16 protein-coding genes are annotated in these 17006 nt (G+C 68.7%); 5 read left to right on the plus strand and 11 right to left on the minus strand.

Going from position 1 to position 17006, the window contains the following annotated elements:
• Window positions 1–225: 225 nt before the first annotated feature.
• Both MZTS_RS15660 and MZTS_RS15665 read right to left on the minus strand, forming a co-directional pair.
• Entirely contained in the window at window positions 226–1446 is a 1221-nt protein-coding gene (locus MZTS_RS15660; protein WP_192284569.1) for an LL-diaminopimelate aminotransferase, read from the minus strand.
• A gap of 137 nt (window positions 1447–1583) precedes the next feature.
• Complete coding sequence (locus MZTS_RS15665; protein WP_246482131.1) at window positions 1584–1994, minus strand: hypothetical protein; 411 nt, start codon at window positions 1992–1994, stop codon at window positions 1584–1586.
• Between the two features lie 126 nt (window positions 1995–2120).
• Here MZTS_RS15665 and MZTS_RS15670 point away from each other — a divergent pair, with 126 nt between their 5' ends.
• Window positions 2121–3953 (plus strand): class I poly(R)-hydroxyalkanoic acid synthase, encoded by a 1833-nt coding sequence (locus MZTS_RS15670; protein WP_192284558.1) that lies wholly within the window; start codon window positions 2121–2123, stop codon window positions 3951–3953.
• 111 nt (window positions 3954–4064) lie between these two features.
• Window positions 4065–5879: a cation:proton antiporter domain-containing protein gene (locus MZTS_RS15675; RefSeq protein ID WP_192284559.1), complete on the plus strand. Its 1815-nt coding sequence runs from the start codon at window positions 4065–4067 to the stop codon at window positions 5877–5879.
• A 149-nt stretch (window positions 5880–6028) separates the two neighbouring features.
• Here MZTS_RS15675 and MZTS_RS15680 read toward each other — a convergent pair whose 3' ends face one another.
• The 5 genes from MZTS_RS15680 to MZTS_RS15700 all read right to left on the minus strand — a co-directional run bounded on the left by MZTS_RS15680 (window position 6029) and on the right by MZTS_RS15700 (window position 12794).
• Window positions 6029–7156, minus strand: a complete 1128-nt coding sequence (locus MZTS_RS15680) for a helix-turn-helix transcriptional regulator (protein WP_192284560.1) — start codon at window positions 7154–7156, stop codon at window positions 6029–6031.
• A gap of 294 nt (window positions 7157–7450) precedes the next feature.
• The gene (glyS, locus tag MZTS_RS15685; RefSeq protein WP_192284561.1) at window positions 7451–9541 is read right to left on the minus strand and encodes a glycine--tRNA ligase subunit beta; all 2091 of its coding nucleotides are present in this window, start codon (window positions 9539–9541) and stop codon (window positions 7451–7453) included.
• A 97-nt stretch (window positions 9542–9638) separates the two neighbouring features.
• Window positions 9639–11522: a PhoX family protein gene (locus tag MZTS_RS15690; RefSeq protein WP_192284562.1), complete on the minus strand. Its 1884-nt coding sequence runs from the start codon at window positions 11520–11522 to the stop codon at window positions 9639–9641.
• 91 nt (window positions 11523–11613) lie between these two features.
• The gene (locus tag MZTS_RS15695) at window positions 11614–12552 is read right to left on the minus strand and encodes a glycine--tRNA ligase subunit alpha (RefSeq protein ID WP_192284563.1); all 939 of its coding nucleotides are present in this window, start codon (window positions 12550–12552) and stop codon (window positions 11614–11616) included.
• Window positions 12553–12635: 83 nt separating this feature from the next.
• Window positions 12636–12794: a hypothetical protein gene (locus MZTS_RS15700; protein ID WP_192284564.1), complete on the minus strand. Its 159-nt coding sequence runs from the start codon at window positions 12792–12794 to the stop codon at window positions 12636–12638.
• Window positions 12795–13082: 288 nt separating this feature from the next.
• On the opposite strand from MZTS_RS15700, the gene MZTS_RS15705 reads away from it, so the two are divergent.
• Window positions 13083–13328, plus strand: coding sequence for a hypothetical protein (locus tag MZTS_RS15705; RefSeq protein WP_192284565.1), 246 nt, complete (start codon window positions 13083–13085; stop codon window positions 13326–13328).
• A gap of 4 nt (window positions 13329–13332) precedes the next feature.
• Here MZTS_RS15705 and MZTS_RS15710 read toward each other — a convergent pair whose 3' ends face one another.
• Window positions 13333–13791 carry a hypothetical protein gene (locus MZTS_RS15710; protein ID WP_009865027.1) on the minus strand — a complete coding sequence of 153 codons (459 nt, stop codon included), beginning with the start codon at window positions 13789–13791 and terminating at the stop codon, window positions 13333–13335.
• Between the two features lie 95 nt (window positions 13792–13886).
• Here MZTS_RS15710 and MZTS_RS15715 point away from each other — a divergent pair, with 95 nt between their 5' ends.
• Window positions 13887–14297: a MarR family winged helix-turn-helix transcriptional regulator gene (locus tag MZTS_RS15715; protein WP_009865028.1), complete on the plus strand. Its 411-nt coding sequence runs from the start codon at window positions 13887–13889 to the stop codon at window positions 14295–14297.
• Window position 14298: 1 nt separating this feature from the next.
• On the opposite strand, the gene MZTS_RS15720 is transcribed toward MZTS_RS15715, so the two are convergent.
• The 3 genes from MZTS_RS15720 to MZTS_RS15730 form a co-directional block, all read right to left on the minus strand.
• Window positions 14299–14874 (minus strand): LmrA/YxaF family transcription factor, encoded by a 576-nt coding sequence (locus MZTS_RS15720; RefSeq protein WP_192284566.1) that lies wholly within the window; start codon window positions 14872–14874, stop codon window positions 14299–14301.
• A 21-nt stretch (window positions 14875–14895) separates the two neighbouring features.
• Window positions 14896–15360, minus strand: coding sequence for a nuclear transport factor 2 family protein (locus MZTS_RS15725; protein WP_192284567.1), 465 nt, complete (start codon window positions 15358–15360; stop codon window positions 14896–14898).
• Window positions 15361–15474: 114 nt separating this feature from the next.
• A complete protein-coding gene (locus MZTS_RS15730; protein ID WP_192284568.1) occupies window positions 15475–16332 on the minus strand; it encodes a S49 family peptidase in 858 nt (285 codons plus the stop codon).
• Between the two features lie 246 nt (window positions 16333–16578).
• Between MZTS_RS15730 and MZTS_RS15735 the strand changes: the two genes are divergently transcribed.
• Window positions 16579–16968, plus strand: coding sequence for a hypothetical protein (locus tag MZTS_RS15735; protein WP_009864736.1), 390 nt, complete (start codon window positions 16579–16581; stop codon window positions 16966–16968).
• The last annotated feature ends 38 nt before the right edge of the window (window positions 16969–17006 follow it).

Genomic DNA, 17006 nt, shown 5'->3' on the forward strand with positions numbered 1-17006 from the left:
GGCGGCGGCGCCGGCGAGCGCCAGGGCGGCGAAGAGCTTGAGGCGGCGCATGCGGTTCCTCGAAACGCGTCAGCCCACCGGGAGGGCCCGGCGGCGGAACGGGAGACGACCCTGCGGACGGATCGTGCCGCTGACAAGCTTCCTCTGCCGGATGCCCGCCGGGACGAGCCCGTTTGCCCGGTGCTGTCGCCCCGCCGCAACAACCTCGGCGGGGCGTTGTGCGGGTCAGACCGCCTTCTGCATCGGCACGACGTTGTGCAGCGTGCGGTCGGCGTTGTCGAAGAAGCGGCGGACGTTGCGGGCCGCTTGGCGGATGCGCTGCTCGTTCTCGACCAGGGCGATGCGCACATACTCGTCGCCATGCTCGCCGAAGCCGATGCCCGGCGCCACCGCCACATCCGACTTCTCAAGGAGCAGCTTGGAGAATTCCAGGCTGCCGAGCGCGCGGAACTTCTCCGGGATCGGCACCCAGGCGAACATCGAGGCCTCGGGGGTCGGCAGCTTCCAACCGGCCTTGCCGAAGGATTCGATCAGCGCGTCGCGGCGCTTCTTGTAGGTGGCGCGCATCTCCTTGATGCAATCGTCCGGCCCGTTGAGCGCGGCAGTGGCCGCGACCTGGATCGGGGTGAAGGCGCCGTAATCGAGATAGGACTTCACCCGCGTCAGGGCCGCGAGCAGGCGCTCGTTGCCCACGGCGAAGCCCATGCGCCAACCCGCCATCGAGAAGGTCTTCGACAGCGAGGTGAACTCCACCGTGCAGTCGATGGCGCCCGGCACCTGCAGCACGGAGGGCGGCGGGTTGTTGTCGTCGAAATAGACCTCGGCATAGGCCAGATCCGAGAGCAGGATCAGCTCGTGCTTCTTCGCGAAGGCGACGAGGTCGCGGTAGAAGTCGAGGCCCGCGACGTAGGCGGTCGGGTTCGAGGGATAGCAGACAACCAGCGCCACCGGCTTCGGGATCGAGTGGGCGACCGCCTTCTCCAGGGCCGGGAACATCGCCGGGGTCGGCTCGGCCGGCACCGAACGGATCACGCCGCCCGCCATCAGGAAGCCGAAGGCGTGGATCGGGTAGCTCGGGTTGGGCACCAGCACCACGTCGCCCGGGGCGGTGATCGCCTGGGCCATGTTGGCGAAGCCCTCCTTGGAGCCCAGCGTCGCCACCACCTGCGTATCGGGGTCGAGGCTCACGCCGAACCGGCGCTGGTAGTAGCCGGCCTGAGCCCGGCGCAGGCCGGCGATGCCCTTGGAGGCGGAATAGCGGTCGGTGCGCGGCTTGCCGGCGGTCTCGACGAGCTTCTCGATGACGTGGCGCGGCGCGTCGAGATCCGGATTGCCCATGCCGAGATCGATGATGTCGGCGCCACGGGCTCGGGCGGCGGCCTTGATCCGGTTCACCTGCTCGAAGACGTAAGGCGGAAGGCGCTTGATGCGGTGGAAATCGGTCATGGCGTCGGTCTGTCCGGTGTCGCGGAACTTCTCCTCCCGCATTCTTCGTCGGCGGTGAGGAGTCGGCCTGTTTACCATCGACGCGGCTGCGCGCCGACTCTGATTCTGCGCCCCTGCCGCGATGACGACGCGGGGTCCTATTGGACCGGGTTGGGGGTGAGCCCCTTGGCGGCATCCTTGGCGGCCCCCTCCGCCGCGCGCCCCTTGACCTCGTTGCGGCTGCGGGCCCCCTCCAGCTCCGCCTGCAGGGCGCTCTGCCCGGCGGCATTGCGGGCGCGGATGGCGCGGCGCGGCGCCGATTCGCCCACCGGCATGTAATCCGCGTCTCCCTTGCGGGACTTGGCCACGAAATCCGGCGCATCCACCGCCTTGGGGCCGTAGCCGGCCTCGACGAAGGCGGATTTCAGCGGGTTCACGTCGCTGGAGCAGCCGCCGACGGAGGCCGCGACGGCGAAGAGCGGCACGGCCAAGGCGATCCGGGGGAGGACGATCCCACGGAGGGCAAGCCCATGCAGGGCGATCACGCGGACGGCGTGGCTCACGGTCATGACAAGGGTCTGGAAATGGAGCCTGGGGCGGGCGACATCTGGGAGGTGGAGCGTTAATTTGTCGGAAACGAGGCTCGGGACGCCCCTCACGGCGCCATGCGGGTCGATCCTGGGAGGGCGTGTCGGGTGGCGACGGAGCGGACGGACCTGGCAGTGCCGGATTTCGAAGCGATCGCGCGGAGCGCGAATCAGCTGGCGGAAGCCTTCCGGCAAACGGCGGCGGCCTCCTTGAAGCCGTTCGAGCAGGCCGGCCAAGGGGGCGCGTTCAACGGCAGCGCGTTCCAGGGGCCCAAGCTTCAGGGCGCCGAGGAGATCGACGAGATGACCCGCACCCTGACGCGGGTCGCCGAAACGTGGCTGAAGGATCCCGAGAAGGCGCTCCAGGCCCAGACCAAGCTCAACCACTCCTTCGCCGCCCTCTGGGCCTCGGCCCTGAGCCGGATGCAGGGCGGGGCGGCGGCTCCGGTCGTGCAGCCCGAGGCGAAGGACAAGCGCTTCGCCCATGCCGATTGGACCGCCAACCCGATCTTCGACATCATCAAGCAGAGCTACCTGATCCTCGGACACTGGGCCGAGGAACTGGTGGAGAAAGCCGAAGGCATCGACGAGCACACCCGCCACAAGGCGGAATTCTATCTGCGCCAGCTCCTCTCCGCCTATTCGCCCTCGAACTTCGTGATGACCAATCCCGAACTCCTGCGCCAGACGCTGGAGGAGGGCGGGGCCAACCTGATGCGCGGCATGAAGATGCTGCAGGAGGATCTGCAGGCGGGCGGCGGTCAGCTCCGGGTGCGCCAGACCGATCTCACCGCCTTCACCTTCGGCGAGGACGTGGCGGTGACCCCCGGCGAGGTCATCTTCCGCAACGACCTGATGGAACTGATTCAGTACGCGCCCAAGACCGAGACGGTGCTGAAGCGCCCGCTGCTGATCGTGCCGCCCTGGATCAACAAGTTCTACATCCTCGATCTCAACCCGCAGAAGAGCCTGATCGGCTGGATGGTGTCTCAGGGCATCACCGTCTTCGTGATCTCCTGGGTGAATCCGGACGAGCGCCACCGCGACAAGGATTTCGAATCCTACATGCGCGAGGGCATCGAGACCGCCATCGACATGATCGGCGTCGCCACCGGTGAGAACGAAGTCTCGGCGGCGGGCTACTGCGTCGGCGGCACCCTGCTCGCCGTGACGCTGGCCTATCAGGCCGCCACCGGCAACCGGCGCATCAAGAGCGCGACCTTCCTCACCACGCAGGTGGACTTCACCCATGCGGGCGATCTCAAGGTCTTCGCCGACGAGGAGCAGATCAAGGTCATCGAGGAGCGGATGGCCGAGCGCGGTTATCTCGAAGGCGCGCGCATGGCCAACGCCTTCAACATGCTGCGGCCGAACGACCTGATCTGGTCCTACGTCGTCAACAATTACGTGCGCGGCAAGCCGCCGGCGGCCTTCGACCTGCTCTACTGGAACGCCGACGCGACGCGGATGCCGGCGGCCAACCACTCGTTCTACCTGCGCAATTGCTACCTCAACAACACCCTGGCCAAGGGGCAGATGGTGATCGGCAACGTGCGCCTCGACCTCAAGAAGGTGAAGGTGCCCGTCTTCAACCTCGCCACCCGCGAGGACCACATCGCTCCGGCACTCTCGGTGTTCGAGGGCTCGGGCAAGTTCGGCGGCAAGGTCGATTACGTGCTGGCGGGCTCGGGTCATATCGCCGGCGTGGTCAACCCGCCGGGCGGCAAGGCCAAATACGGCTTCCGCACCGGCGGGCCGGCCAAGGGCCGCTTCGAGGATTGGATCGAGAAGGCGACCGAGCATCCGGGCTCGTGGTGGCCCTACTGGTTCAAGTGGCTCGAGGAACAGGCCCCGGAGCGGGTGCCCGCGCGCATTCCCGGCGAGGGGGCCTTGCCTTCGCTCGCGCCTGCCCCCGGCACCTATGTCCGCATGAAAGCCTAAGGAATCGCTGGAAGACTTTTGCCCATAGCGACGATGCTGCGGACACGGGACCGTGATTTGCCTTAATCAGAACCCGGGGCCGGCCTCGCGCCCCACGAGGGTTCGACCGCGTTGCATCACGCCACGGGACTGATCTCGATCATCGCGCTGGGTTTGGCCTGCGCGTTTCTCGGCGGCATGCTGGCCCAGCGGATTCGACTGCCGCCGCTGGTCGGCTACCTCGTGGCCGGTATCGCCATCGGCCCCTTCACCCCCGGCTTCGTCGGCGATCCGGCCCTGGCAAGCCAGCTCGCCGAACTCGGCGTGATCCTGCTGATGTTCGGCGTCGGCCTGCATTTCTCGATCGGCGATCTGCTCACCGTTCGCGCCATCGCGCTGCCCGGCGCGATCGTTCAGATCGGCGTGGCGACCGCCATGGGGGCCGGGCTCGCCTGGGCCTTCGGTTGGGGCGCCGGGGCGGGCCTCGTCTTCGGCCTGGCCCTCTCGGTGGCGAGCACCGTCGTGCTGCTGCGGGCGCTCGAAGGGCAGGGGCTCCTCGACACCGACAAGGGGCGCATCGCCGTCGGCTGGCTGATCGTCGAGGATCTGGCCATGGTGGTGGCCCTGGTGCTGCTGCCGGCGCTCGCCCCGTCCCTCGGCGGCGAGGCGATGTCGGGGAGCGCCCAGCACGGCGCATCGGCGGGCCTGTGGGTGACGCTGGGTCTGACACTCGCCAAGGTCAGCGTGTTCGTGGCGGTGATGCTGGTCGGCGGGCGGCGCCTCGTGCCCTACCTGCTGGGGCTCGCCGCGCGGACCGGCTCACGGGAATTGTTCACCCTCGCGGTGCTGGCCAGCGCCGTCGGCATCGCCTTCGCGTCGTCGGAACTGTTCGGCGTCTCCTTCGCCCTCGGTGCCTTCTTCGCCGGCATGGTGCTCGCCGAATCCGACCTCAGCCATCAGGCGGCGGCGGATTCGCTGCCGTTGCAGGACGCCTTCGCGGTTCTGTTCTTCGTCTCGGTCGGCATGTTGTTCGATCCGGGGATCGTGCTGCGCGCGCCGCTGTCGATCCTCGGCGTCGTCGGCGTCATCGTCCTCGGCAAGTCGCTGGCGGCGGTCGCCATCGTCCTCGCCTTCGGCCACCCCGTCGGCACGGCGCTCACCATCGCCGCGAGCCTCGCGCAGATCGGCGAGTTCTCGTTCATCCTGGCAGGCCTCGGCATCGCGTTGAAGCTGCTGCCCGAGGAAGGACGCGACCTGATCCTCGGCGGCGCGCTACTGTCGATCACCCTCAATCCGCTGTTCTTCGTGCTGTCCGACCGGGTGTCGCGCTGGCTCGGCGAGCGGCCGGAGCTGCGCCGCCGCCTGGAACGCCGTTCCCCGGCGCCGCCGCCGCTGAACAATGCCGCCCAGGGCCTGCGCGACCACACGGTCATCATCGGCTATGGACGCGTCGGCAGCGCCATCGGCCAAGCGCTGCAGGATTGGAACCTGCCCTTCGTGGTGGTGGAGCGCGACCGGCGCCGGGTCGAGGATCTGCGCGCCCAGGGCGTTCCGGCGGTGTTCGGCGACGCCACCGCCCCCGGCATCCTGGACGCCGCCGACATCGCCTCCGCCCGCCTCGTCGTGGTGGCGACACCCGATCCGCACCAGGCCCGGCGGCTGCTCGCCAAGGCCCGCGCGACCAATCCCGGCATCGACAGCGTGGTGCGCACCCACAGCGAGGCCGAGCGCCGCAAGCTGGAGGAGGACGGCGTCGGCCTCGTCCTCATGGCCGAGCGGGAGCTGGCGCTCGGCATGATGACCTACGCGCTGCGCAGTCTCGGCGTGCGCGAGGGCGAGGCGCGGCTCTTCGTGGATTCGAGCCGCTCCGAGAGCCGGACGAACCCGGTCACCGAACCCGAGCAGCCGGCACCCGAGCTGCGGCAGCGCCGGGACGATGCCGAGTAAGCGCTTCCAGAGCGGTTCGGCCTCTGGAACAGCATCGCAGCGATCACCTCGCCCCTCCCACGTCCTCTCCCTGAGGTGCGGCCGAAGAAAGTCTCGATGGATGAGGGCGCGAGCGGGACGAACTCCCGTCAACCGACACGAACAGGCCCTCAAAGGCTGTCGAGGCGGGTGATCAGCACCGCCAACTCGCTCTGGCGATGGATCGCGAGCTTGGCATAGGCCGCCCTGAGCTGGCTGCGCACGGTGCTCTCACCGACCGCGAGCTGATCCGCCGCCTCCCGCGGCGGCGATCCCCGGCCGACCAGGGCCGCGACCCGCGCCTCCGCCCGGGTCAGACCGAGCTGTTCGAGGAGCGGCTCGATCGGGCGTGTGGCCGGGGCGAGCAGATCGCGCAGCAGCAGGACCGCCCCGCCATCCAGGCCGCTGCCCGCCGCCGGGAACGGATCGCTGCCCCGCAGCGGCATCGCTTCGACGAAGAGCGGGTGGCCGCCGCCCCGGCGGCGCAGAAGGATCGTGCCCTGTCGCGGCCAAGTCCCGGTCGGCAGCGCCTCCGCCAGGAAGCGGTCGAAGCGCCCGCGATCGGCGGGCTCCGCCGCCTCCGGCACCGCGCCGCTGCGCAGGACGAAATAACCGCTCCCCAATGTCTCCGCCGCCGGGCTGACGAGCCGGACGCGGCCATGCCGGTCGAGCACGATCACGCCCGCCCGCATCCGGTCCAGGGCCGAGGTCAGCCCCTCCGTCTCGCGGCGCATCTCGCCAACCAGGGTCGCGAGCTTGAAGGCGCGGACGACATGCGGACCGATCAGGCGCAGCCGCTCGATCTCGGCGCCCTCGAACGAGCCCTTGCGGGCGTCGCGGGGCAAGCTGAACGAGAGAGTGTGGTGGTCGATGGGATCGGCGTCGATGTAGCCGCAGAGATTGCCGAGGCTGTGCCGGCTGAGGAAATGCTGGAAGAACGGATCGGAGCGCTTTTCCTCGGGCGCGATATACATCTCGTCGACGGTGATGGTGCCCGGCCTCATCAGGCCGCGCTCGCGACCGAGGCGAATGCGGGTATCGTGCTGCCACCAGCCGCCGACGCCGTAATCGTGGTTCACCTCGGCGATGCGCTCGGAGGCCAGGGTTTGGGCCGTGCGCCGCGGATCGTGCGACACGATCACGGCACCCCGCGCCTCCGCCGCATCGGCGATGCCATCCAGCGCGCTGGGCCATTTCTCGGGATCGAGAGCCGCCGCGTAGCATGCGTCGATCAAGGCAAGGGCGTCGAAACCTGACATCGACCGACTCGGCTGGTTACGCCAGCTTAGAGCATGGTTTGATCGGTTCGGCTGTCCCCGCCCTGCAACATTCACGGCACTCGACACTTGTTTCGCAGCGGCCTGATCGCATCGGAGCGCCGCTGACCGATCTTTTCAGGCCTTTACGCCATCTGCGGCACAAATCGATCCGAACGGATCGTGCCGCCGAAAGGCTTTGACCCGAACCCTTCAGGAACGGCGAACCCGCGCCGCGTCGGACCTGCCGACGACATCCGTCCTCCCGAAAGGAACGATGTCGTCGGAAGGCGCGGCTCAGCCTTCGATGCGCGAGAAATCGGCCACCTCACGGGTGGCGGCACGGAGGGCGTTGAGGAGCAGGAGCCGGTTCTGCCGGAGAGCGGGATCGTCGGCATTGACCGTGACCTTCTCGAAGAAGGCATCCACCGGCGCCCGCAGCCGCGACAGAGCCCGCATCGCTCCGGCGAAATCCTCCGCCGCCACGGCTGCGGAAGCTTCCCGGCGTGCGGCGGCCAGAGCTTCGGCCAAAGCCCGCTCCTCCGGCTGGCCGGAGGCGGCAAGCACCGCATCGGGCTCGGCGTCGTAGGCGCGGCCGTCCTTCTTCTCCTCGATGCGCAGGATGTTGGCCGCGCGCTTGTAGCCGGCGAGCAGGTTCTTTCCGTCGTCGCTGCCCAGGAATTCGCCCAGGGCCTCGACGCGGCGGACGACAAGCAGCAGATCGTCCTGACCGGGCAGGGCGAACACGGCATCGATCAGGTCGTGGCGGGCGCCCTGATCGCGGAGATAGACTTTCAGGCGGTCGGCGAAGAAGGCGAGGAGATCGGCGGTGCGCTCCGCACTCGTGCCGGTGAAGCGGCCCTCCACGAGCGAGGCCAGAGACAGCCGGAGTGACCGTTCGATCACGGCGCGGATCACTCCCAACGCCGCCCGCCGCAGCGCGAAGGGGTCCTTGCTCCCAGTCGGCTTTTCGTCGATTGCCCAAAAGCCCACCAGGGTGTCGAGCTTGTCGGCCAAGGCCACGGCGATGGAGACCGGATCGGTCGGCACCCGGTCGGAGGGGCCGACCGGCTTGTAATGCTCCTCGATGGCGGCCGCCACGCTCGGATGCTCGCCCTGAAGCGCCGCGTATTTGCGGCCCATCAGGCCCTGAAGCTCGGGGAACTCGCCGACCATCTCGGTGACGAGATCGGCCTTGGCCAGCCGTGCAGCGCGCTCGGCCAAAACCGGATCGGCACCCACCAGCGGCGCGATCTCCTTGGCCAGCCCGGCGATGCGGGCGACGCGCTCCCCCTGCGTGCCGAGCTTCTCGTGGAAGACGATGGAATCGAGCTTCGGGAGGCGGTCCTCCAGCTTGGTCGCCTTGTCGGTCTCCCAGAAGAACTTCGCATCGGAGAGCCGGGCGCGCACCACACGCTCGTTGCCGGCGGTGATCGCCGCGCCACCGTCGGAGGCAACGAGATTCGACACCAGCAGGAAGGCCGGCGCCAGTTCCTCCGTACCGCTCTTGCGCAGCACGAAGCATTTCTGGTTGGCACGGATCGTCGCCCGGATCGCCTCGGCCGGGATTTCGAGGAAGCGCTCCTCGAAGGAGCCCATCAGCACCACCGGCCTCTCGACCAGACCCGCCACCTCCTCCAGCAGCCCCTCATCCTCGACGAGGTCGAGACCGCGGGCGAAGGCGAGGTCCTTGGCGTCGTGCAGGATGATGTCCTTGCGCCGGTCGGCGTCGAGGATCACGTCGGCGCGTTCCAGCGCCTGGACGTAATCGTCGAAGCGGCGCACCTCGAACGGCTCGGGGGCTAGGAAGCGATGGCCGCGCGTCGTCGTGCCGGCGCTGATCCCCTCGACCGAGAACGGCACGACCTCCGGCGTCTCCGTCTCGGGGCCGAAGGTGGCGACGATGGATTGCAGCGGCCGCACCCAGCGGAGCGCCCCGGGCTGAGCCGAGGCCGCGCCCCAGCGCATCGATTTCGGCCAGGGAAAGCTGCGGATGATGCCGGGAATGATCTCGGCCAGCACGTCGAGGGTCTCGCGGCCGGGCCGCTCGATCACCGCGAGGTAGAACTCGCCCTTCTTCGGATCGGTGACGGTGGTGGCTTGGGCGAGGCTGTCGAGCCCGGCGCTCTTCAGGAAGCCCTGCACCGCCGCCTCCGGCGCGCCGACGCGCGGTCCCCGCCGCTCCTCGCGCACCGCCTCGCCCCGCGCCGGCAGCCCGGCCACGTGCAAAGCCAGCCGCCGCGGCGTCGCGAAGGCCTTGGCGCCCTCGTAGAGGAAACCTCGCTCGACCAGCGCGTCGGTCACGAGCTTCTTCAGATCCTCGGCCGCACGCCGTTGCATGCGCGCGGGGATCTCTTCGGAGAGGAGTTCGAGAAGAAGGTCAGGCATGCGCGCGGGAATAGCCGGCCGCTCGGGCCGCGTCGAGACGGGAGAGTGGTTCGGTCTGTCAGCGCCGCCGGTCCGTCACGACGGCGGTGCCACGGCTTCAAGCGATCCGCCCCCCGCCCTTGCGCGTCACCGCCACCACCGAGGGGCGGGGCGGCAGGTCGGGCGAAAAATCAGGCCAGCGGGTCGAGGGCATTTCGTAGCTGCCCAGGGCCCCTTCCTCGTCGGGTTCACCGGGATGCTGGACCGCGACGAAGAAGGTCTCGTCGTCCGGGGTGAAGCAGGGGCCGCACATCTCGGCGCCCACCGGCACCCGCAGGAAGTGGCGGGCGGTGCCCCGGCGCGGCCCTTCCGTCTCCACGGCCCAGATGCCGTCGGCGCGGCCGGTGGCCCGGCGATTGTTGCCGTCGGTGGCGATCCAGAGGCGGCCGCGCCCGTCGAAGGCGCAATTGTCGGGCATGCCGAACCAGCCGTTCTCGGTGGTCAAAGCGGAAAAGCTCGCCCGTACCTCCGGCTTCGACGGGTCGCCGCAGCGCACCAGCACCTCCCAACGGAAGGTCTCGGCGCCGTGATCGGTGCCGTCGGGCGCAATCTCGATGACATGGCCGAAGGCGTTGGGGCCGCGCGGATTGGCGGGCTCCTCCTGCGCGGCGGTGCGCTTCCCGTTGTTGGTCAGCATCACGTAGACCCGGCCGGTCCGTGGGTTGGCCTCGATATCCTCCGGCCGGTCCATCGGCGTGGCGCCCATGAGCTTGGCCGCGCGGCGCGTCTCGATCAGCACGTCGGCCTGGGAGGCGAAGCCGTTCTCCGCGTTCAGCTTGTCCCGGCCATGGACCAGGGGCAGCCAGCGGCCGGTGCCGTCCGGCGCGAAGCGGGCGACGCTGAGGGTGCCGGAATCGAGAAGGTCGGCATTGCCGCCGCGCTCCGGCTGAACCCGTCCGTCGCTGACGAAGCGGTAGACATGCTGGAAACGCTCGTCGTCGCCGAGATAGACGACGTAGCGCCCGTCGAGGGCGCGGGCGCCCGCCGCGCCTTCGTGCTTGAACCGGCCCAGGGCGGTGCGCTTCTTCGGCGCGGAGGCGGGGTCGAACGGATCGATCTCGACCACCCAGCCGAAGCGGTTCGCCTCGTTGGGCACCTGCGCAAGGTCGAAGCGCGGATGGAACCGGCTCCAGGCGTATTGCAGGCTGCCCATCCCCATCGCCTTGGCGTTGCCAGCCTCGGGATGTGCGTCGGGGAGAGCACCGGCAAAGTAGTAGTTGATGTTCTCCTCGCCCGAGAGCCACGTCCCCCACGGCGTGACACCGCCGGAGCAGTTGTTGATCATGCCGAGCACGCGCCGCCCGCTCGGATCGGCCTCGGTGACGAGGCGTGGATGGCCGGCGGCGGGGCCGGTGAGGTCGATGGGCGTCGTGGCGGTGATCCGCCGCGTGTAGAGCGAGCCGACCACCGGGCGCCAACCCTCGGCCTCGCGGACGATCTCGACCACCGAGCCGCCATGGGCCGCCATCTCGACCGCGACCTGATCGGGGCTCAGGGCCGCGATCACGCCCTTCCGGTCGACAGCGTTGAGGCCCGGGAACATCAATTCGGCATTGGTGTATTCGTGGTTGACCACCAAGAGGCCGCGCTGGCCCGCCGCGTCGAGGGGAATGAAGCCGACGAAGTCGTTGTTGTAGCCGAACTGGCGCTCCTGCGCCGCCGCGTTCTGCCGCCTCGGATCGAAGGCAGGGGCATCGGCGAAGAGCGGGTCGCCCCAGCGCAGCAGGGGCTGGGCCGCGTAGCCCTCGGCCACGTGCAGATGCTCGTCGATGCCGGCCGCGAGTTCGGGAAAGTCGAAGGCCGCCGCGGTGGCGGCGGAGGCGGCCCGTGGCCCGATGCCGGCGGTGAGCGCCACGGCCAGCGAACCGCGCATCAGGTCGCGCCGGGAGAAGCGGCGCTCGATCACCTCATCGAGGCTCGGCGCGGGGATTCTGTCGGACATCGTGCGCGTCTCCGGTCTGGCGAACCGGGGAGGGGCGCTACGCCCGGCCCGTGTCGCTGCGATGACACCGGGCCGGACGCGTCAGGATCGGTCAGGCCGCCGTGGCGTGGCCGCCGGCCTCGGTCTTGAGCCAGGCGGCGCCGCAGGCCTTGGCGAGTTCGCGCACCCGCAGGATGTAACTCTGCCGCTCGGTCACCGAGATCACGCCGCGGGCATCGAGCAGATTGAAGACGTGGCTCGCCTTGATGCACTGGTCGTAGGCCGGCTGCACGATGCGGTGGCGCGCGCCCTCCGTCTCGGGCGCGCCCGCGTCGAGATAGCTCCGGCAGGCCTTCTCCGCGTCGGCGAAGTGGCGGAACAGCATCGCCGTGTCGGCGGCTTCGAAGTTGTGGCGCGAATATTCCTGCTCGGCCTGGAGGAAGACGTCGCCGTAGGTGACCTTGTCGTCGCCCTCGGCCCCGTTGAAGTTGAGGTCGTAGACGTTCTCGACGCCCTGCACATACATGGCGAGACGTTCGAGGCCGTAGGTCAGCTCACCGGCGACCGGCGCGCATTCGAAGCCCGCCACCTGCTGGAAATAGGTGAACTGGCTCACCTCCATCCCGTCGCACCAGCATTCCCAGCCGAGCCCCCAGGCGCCCAGCGTCGGGCTCTCCCAATCGTCCTCGACGAAGCGGATGTCATGCAGCTTGAGATCGACGCCGATGGCGTCGAGCGAGGCGAGGTAGAGTTCCTGAAGGTTCGGCGGGTTCGGCTTCAGGATCACCTGGAATTGGTAATAATGCTGCAGCCGGTTCGGGTTCTCGCCGTAGCGCCCGTCCTTCGGCCGCCGCGACGGCTGCACATAGGCCGCCTTCCAGGGCTTGGGACCGAGCGCCCGCAGGGTCGTCGCCGGATGGAAGGTGCCGGCGCCGACCTCCATGTCGTAGGGCTGAAGGATCACGCAGCCCTTGGATGCCCAGAAGCGCTGCAGGGTCAGGATCAGGCCCTGGAACGAGCGTGTGGGCGAGAGGTCGGCGTCGCTCGACATGAAAGGTCCGACGAGGAGGGAAAGACGCCGGACGGTTTAAGAACGGGCGGCGGGGTGTCAAGCGAGCACGCCGCCCGGTCGTCCTACGGCCGGGGCGCGCTGCGGGCGAAGCTGCGCTTGTCCTTGCGGTCCTTGGCCATGACCTGCGTCTCGGGCTTTTCGGCCAGGAGGCGCTTCACGCGATCGTTGAAATCGGTCGACGACACGGGGCGGGCGCCCCCCTTGTCCGAAGCATAAGCCATAACGGCCTCCGCATGATGGGCCCAAGGCACGGGATTGCGCGGAGGGTACATCCCATATGGGGCGCCGCGTTCCGGTTGCGAGCCCGCCGCGCCGTCATCGGCCCGTGCGAGGAGACCCATCATCCCCGGCCGCCAGGAGGTCCCGACGGCCCCGCGTGCGGCCCGGCACATCTTTTTCGCTCCCGAGCGGCGAGATCGGGAACAGCAAAGGTTTCATCCAAGTTAACTCGGCAAATGAACAGCCACGCTTCGCCGGAAGGGCGGGCGGTTACCACGGTCGGACAGATCATGCGCAAGGGATTGACTGTTTTCGCCGCCCTCGTCGCGGCCTCGCTCGCCACCACCACCGTCGTGATGGGCGCCTCGACCGCCTTCGCCACGTCGGACGGCACCGAAACCGTCGAGACGAGCGTGGCGGTGGCCCCCGTCGAGATCGCCCCCGTCGCGGCGATGCCCGCCGCCGAGACCTGCACCCGCAAGGTTCGGGTGGTCTATAGCGGCTACGGCGTTCCCCCGGCTGGCTGCGCTCGCTGACGCTTTACGCCGCTCGCCGAAAGCGGCCACGCATCTTGAGCCCGTCCCGGATGTTGAGGGCGAACAAGACAAGATTGAGCGTACCGGCCACCAGTTCGAGCACCTGCACTGCGTAAAAGGCAGCATCGAACTCGGCGCGTTGCGCCTTCCATTCCAAGAACAACGCTGCGGGGATCAGGATCAGCAGACCGTTTGGTGCCGCAATCTTCATCCGCAGCAGCTTCCGAGCCGCCAACCCCCTCGGTTTTCCTCCCGTGAGGACGGCACCGGTTGCCCCCGTCAAGACGAGAGCGACGATCAGGAACGGGAGTTTCGCCACGATCCATGCCTTGGCCGCGATGATGGCCGGGGCATTGCCGGATATTTCGGCCCGGATCGTTGCCGTCAGAAAACAGGCGATCACCACGAAAGCGATAACACCCACGACGGCATGAACGAGTCGCAAGACCGGCCGAATGGTCATAGAAGTGATCCCAGCATCATATCGCTAGCTATATAGCATACTATGTTTCGAGATGCGAGAGGCGTATGCTCGATCGGTTTCAGTCGCCAGGATACATGACGAATTGGGCCGCACGGCTCTTCGCCCGCGCCATCGACCGGAGGCTCAAGAGCGCCGGAATCTCCTCCGGCCAGCTCCCAGTGTTCTTCGCCCTGGGGCAGGGGGAGGCCCTCACCCAGAAGGCTTTGACCCACGCGGCGGCCATCGAGCAGCCGACGATGGCCGCGACTCTGTCGCGGATGGAACGGGACGGCCTGATCTGCCGCAGGCCCGATCCGGCGGATGGAAGAAGCGCCCTGATCTCGCTGACTCCGGCAGGGCTGGAAAAGGTGGAGGTCGTACGGACGGCCATTGCCAGCGTGAATGCCGCCGCGATCTCAGGCCTCAGCCCCGAGGAGCAGACGGCCTACCTCGCGGCCATCCAGACAATCGTCACGGCCTTGGCCAAAATACCGGATGAGCCGTAGCTCAACCCGATCCACCCTCTCCCAGCGCGCATCGCTCCCGCAGCCCTGAAACAATCCGCGTGAATACCTCCGGCCGATCCAGGGCGCGGGCCAGCACCAGCGCCCCCTGAATACCGCCCACCACCTCGGCGGCCACATCGCCGGCTTGTTCCGGAGGATGGCCGACCCGGATCAGGGCTCCGGCCAAAGCCTCGACCCAGCGGGCGAAATAGTCCCGGAGGGCGCCGGCGAAACGGTCGCGGGCGTCGCTCAGGCTGAGGGCTCCGACGAGGCAGACCCGGCGGCCGGAGCGGAAATAGTCGCCGACCGTCGTGAACATCGCCGCCACCACGGCAGCCGGGTCGTCCGCCGCGCGTAGGGGCCGGAACACGTTGGCCTCGAACCAGCCGTCGATCTCGGCGAGGACGGCCTCGACCATCTCCGCCTTCCCGCCGGGGAAGAAGTGGTAGAGGCTGCCCTTGCCGAGCCCCGTGGCCTTGGAGATCAGCGACAGGCTCGCTCCCTCGTAGCCGTGCTCGCGAAAGACTTCCGCGAGCAGCGGCAGCACGTCGGAGCGTTCGGTAACGGTCCGTGCCACGGGTTTCGACGTCCTACAGGGTCAGAGTCCGAGGTCGCTCAGCGACGGATGATCGTCGGGGCGGCGTCCAAGAGGCCAATGATACTTCCGGTCGGCTTCGGCAATCGGCAGGTCGTTGATCGAGGCGATCCTGCGGCGCATCAGACCGGCCTCGTCGAACTCCCAGTTCTCGTTACCGTAGGAGCGGAACCACTGCCCGCTGTCGTCGCGCCATTCGTAGGCGAAGCGCACGGCGATGCGGTTGTCCCGATGCGCCCACACTTCCTTGATGAGGCGATACTCCAGTTCGCGCGCCCACTTGCGCTGCAGGAAGGCGGCGATGGACTCGCGGCCCTGGATGAACTCGGCCCGGTTCCGCCAGATGCTGTCCGGCGTGTAGGCCAGGGCGACCCGTTCGGGGTCGCGGCTATTCCAGGCATCCTCGGCCATGCGCGCCTTCTGGGCGGCGGTTTCGGAGGTGAAGGGCGGCAGCGGCGGGCGTGACATCGGCTTCTCCTGTACCGTTCGGTCAACTAAGTACCGATCGGTACAGAAAAAGGCGCGCGGATGCAAGGCTCGCGGCGAGCCGCGCTGTTCGAGATCTGCCGAAAATCAGAAGGGCTACAGTCCGAACCGTGCCCAGGCTGCGCGCTCCTCGACCGCCGCGATCAGAGCATCGGGCAGCTCCGCCGTCTGGCCGGGGCCGGCCCGGCGCAGCAGCCGGGCGAGCCAGGAGCCCCGCGTCTCGGCAATGAGGCGCAGCTCGACGTCCTCGCCGTAACGCTCGCGCAAGGTACCGCGCAGATCGCCCAGCGCATCGACGAGGCCGAGGTCGAGGGCCTGACGCCCGGTCCAGACCGCGCCCGTGAACAGGTCACGGTCTGCGGTAAGCGTCGGCCGGCGCTCGCGCACCAGGCCGGTGAACAGGGCCTGCACGTCGGCCTGGATCTCCTTGAGCCGGGCGATGTCCTGCGGGTTCTCCGGGCGGAAGGGATCGAGCATCGCCTTGGCCTCGCCCTGGGTGTGGACGCGGCGCTCGATGCCGATCCGCTCGATCAACCGGTCGAAGCCGAAGCCGGCGGAGACCACGCCGATGGAGCCGACCAGGGAGGCGGGATCGGCCACGATCTCGTCGGCGGCGCAGGCGATCATGTATCCGCCGGAGGCGGCCGCATCCTCGACGAAGGCGAAGACCTTCACCTTCTTCTCCGCCGCCAGCGCCCGGATGCGCCGGAAGATCAGATGCGACTGCACCGGCGAGCCGCCGGGCGAATTGATGATGAGGGCGACCGCCGCGACATCCGGCACGGCGAAGGCGCGTTCCAGGCTCGGCGCCACGGTGGCGATGGAGAGCCCCGGCCGGATCGGCGAGACGGCGCCGATGGCTCCGCTCAGGCGCACCACCGCCACGCGCGGCGCGGCCTTGCGGAAACGGCGGGGGAGAAGGGAGCGCATCCAGGTCGGGGCAGCGAGCGGCATGGCACGAAGGACTCGGGCAGCGTCTTTGCGGGAAGGGCGGCGAGCCTTCCGTTAGCAGCACGGTGCCGCCCGATCCATCGCGGCATGGGAAGCCCATCACGAAGCCGCGCCGCGAACGAACCGAACTTGGCCGTCGAACGTTCCGCATCCTGTCCTGTCCGGGGAATTTTTCCCGGCCGGGAGGAGCCGCGTCCCGTCCGCGCGGCGCCGGGGAAGAACCGGACGGAACGGAAGGATTTCTGCCCGATGCGACTCCTACGTCTGGTCATCCTGGCCTTCGGGATGCTCGGCGGTCTCGCCGGCCTGAATGCCACGGCACGGGCGGCCCCCTTGCCCGTGGCCGCCGTGCACACCTCCGAAGCGCCCCTGGTCAGCCATGTCGGCTGGTACGGCCGCCGCTCCTATCACCGGGCCTATTGGCGGCCCAGGCACTCCTACCGCCGGGTCTACTGGCGGCCGCGCCACTACTACCGCCGGGCGTATTGGCGGCCGCGCCACTATTATCGCCATGCCTATTGGCGCCCGCGCCATTATTACCGCCGCGCCTATTGGAGGCCGCGCTCCTATCACCATCGCCATTACTGGCACGCCCGCCATTACCATCGGCACCACCACTTCAGGCGCCACTGGTACTGAGGCGTGAACGACCTTCGAGGGGCGCCCATGGGCGCCCC

The organism is Methylorubrum zatmanii (assembly GCF_014845115.1).
Taxonomy (GTDB): domain Bacteria; phylum Pseudomonadota; class Alphaproteobacteria; order Rhizobiales; family Beijerinckiaceae; genus Methylobacterium; species Methylobacterium zatmanii.

Excerpts from the sequence above, each read along its gene's own strand:
- MZTS_RS15660 (WP_192284569.1), bottom strand. The coding sequence starts at position 1,446 with ATGACCGATTTCCACCGCATCAAGCGCCTTCCGCCTTACGTCTTCGAG.
- MZTS_RS15665 (WP_246482131.1), bottom strand. The coding sequence starts at position 1,994 with ATGACCGTGAGCCACGCCGTCCGCGTGATCGCCCTGCATGGGCTTGCC.
- MZTS_RS15680 (WP_192284560.1), bottom strand. The coding sequence starts at position 7,156 with ATGTCAGGTTTCGACGCCCTTGCCTTGATCGACGCATGCTACGCGGCG.
- glyS (WP_192284561.1), bottom strand. The coding sequence starts at position 9,541 with ATGCCTGACCTTCTTCTCGAACTCCTCTCCGAAGAGATCCCCGCGCGC.
- MZTS_RS15690 (WP_192284562.1), bottom strand. The coding sequence starts at position 11,522 with ATGTCCGACAGAATCCCCGCGCCGAGCCTCGATGAGGTGATCGAGCGC.
- MZTS_RS15695 (WP_192284563.1), bottom strand. The coding sequence starts at position 12,552 with ATGTCGAGCGACGCCGACCTCTCGCCCACACGCTCGTTCCAGGGCCTG.
- MZTS_RS15700 (WP_192284564.1), bottom strand. The coding sequence starts at position 12,794 with ATGGCTTATGCTTCGGACAAGGGGGGCGCCCGCCCCGTGTCGTCGACC.
- MZTS_RS15705 (WP_192284565.1), top strand. The coding sequence starts at position 13,083 with ATGCGCAAGGGATTGACTGTTTTCGCCGCCCTCGTCGCGGCCTCGCTC.
- MZTS_RS15710 (WP_009865027.1), bottom strand. The coding sequence starts at position 13,791 with ATGACCATTCGGCCGGTCTTGCGACTCGTTCATGCCGTCGTGGGTGTT.
- MZTS_RS15715 (WP_009865028.1), top strand. The coding sequence starts at position 13,887 with ATGACGAATTGGGCCGCACGGCTCTTCGCCCGCGCCATCGACCGGAGG.
- MZTS_RS15725 (WP_192284567.1), bottom strand. The coding sequence starts at position 15,360 with ATGTCACGCCCGCCGCTGCCGCCCTTCACCTCCGAAACCGCCGCCCAG.
- MZTS_RS15730 (WP_192284568.1), bottom strand. The coding sequence starts at position 16,332 with ATGCCGCTCGCTGCCCCGACCTGGATGCGCTCCCTTCTCCCCCGCCGT.
- MZTS_RS15735 (WP_009864736.1), top strand. The coding sequence starts at position 16,579 with ATGCGACTCCTACGTCTGGTCATCCTGGCCTTCGGGATGCTCGGCGGT.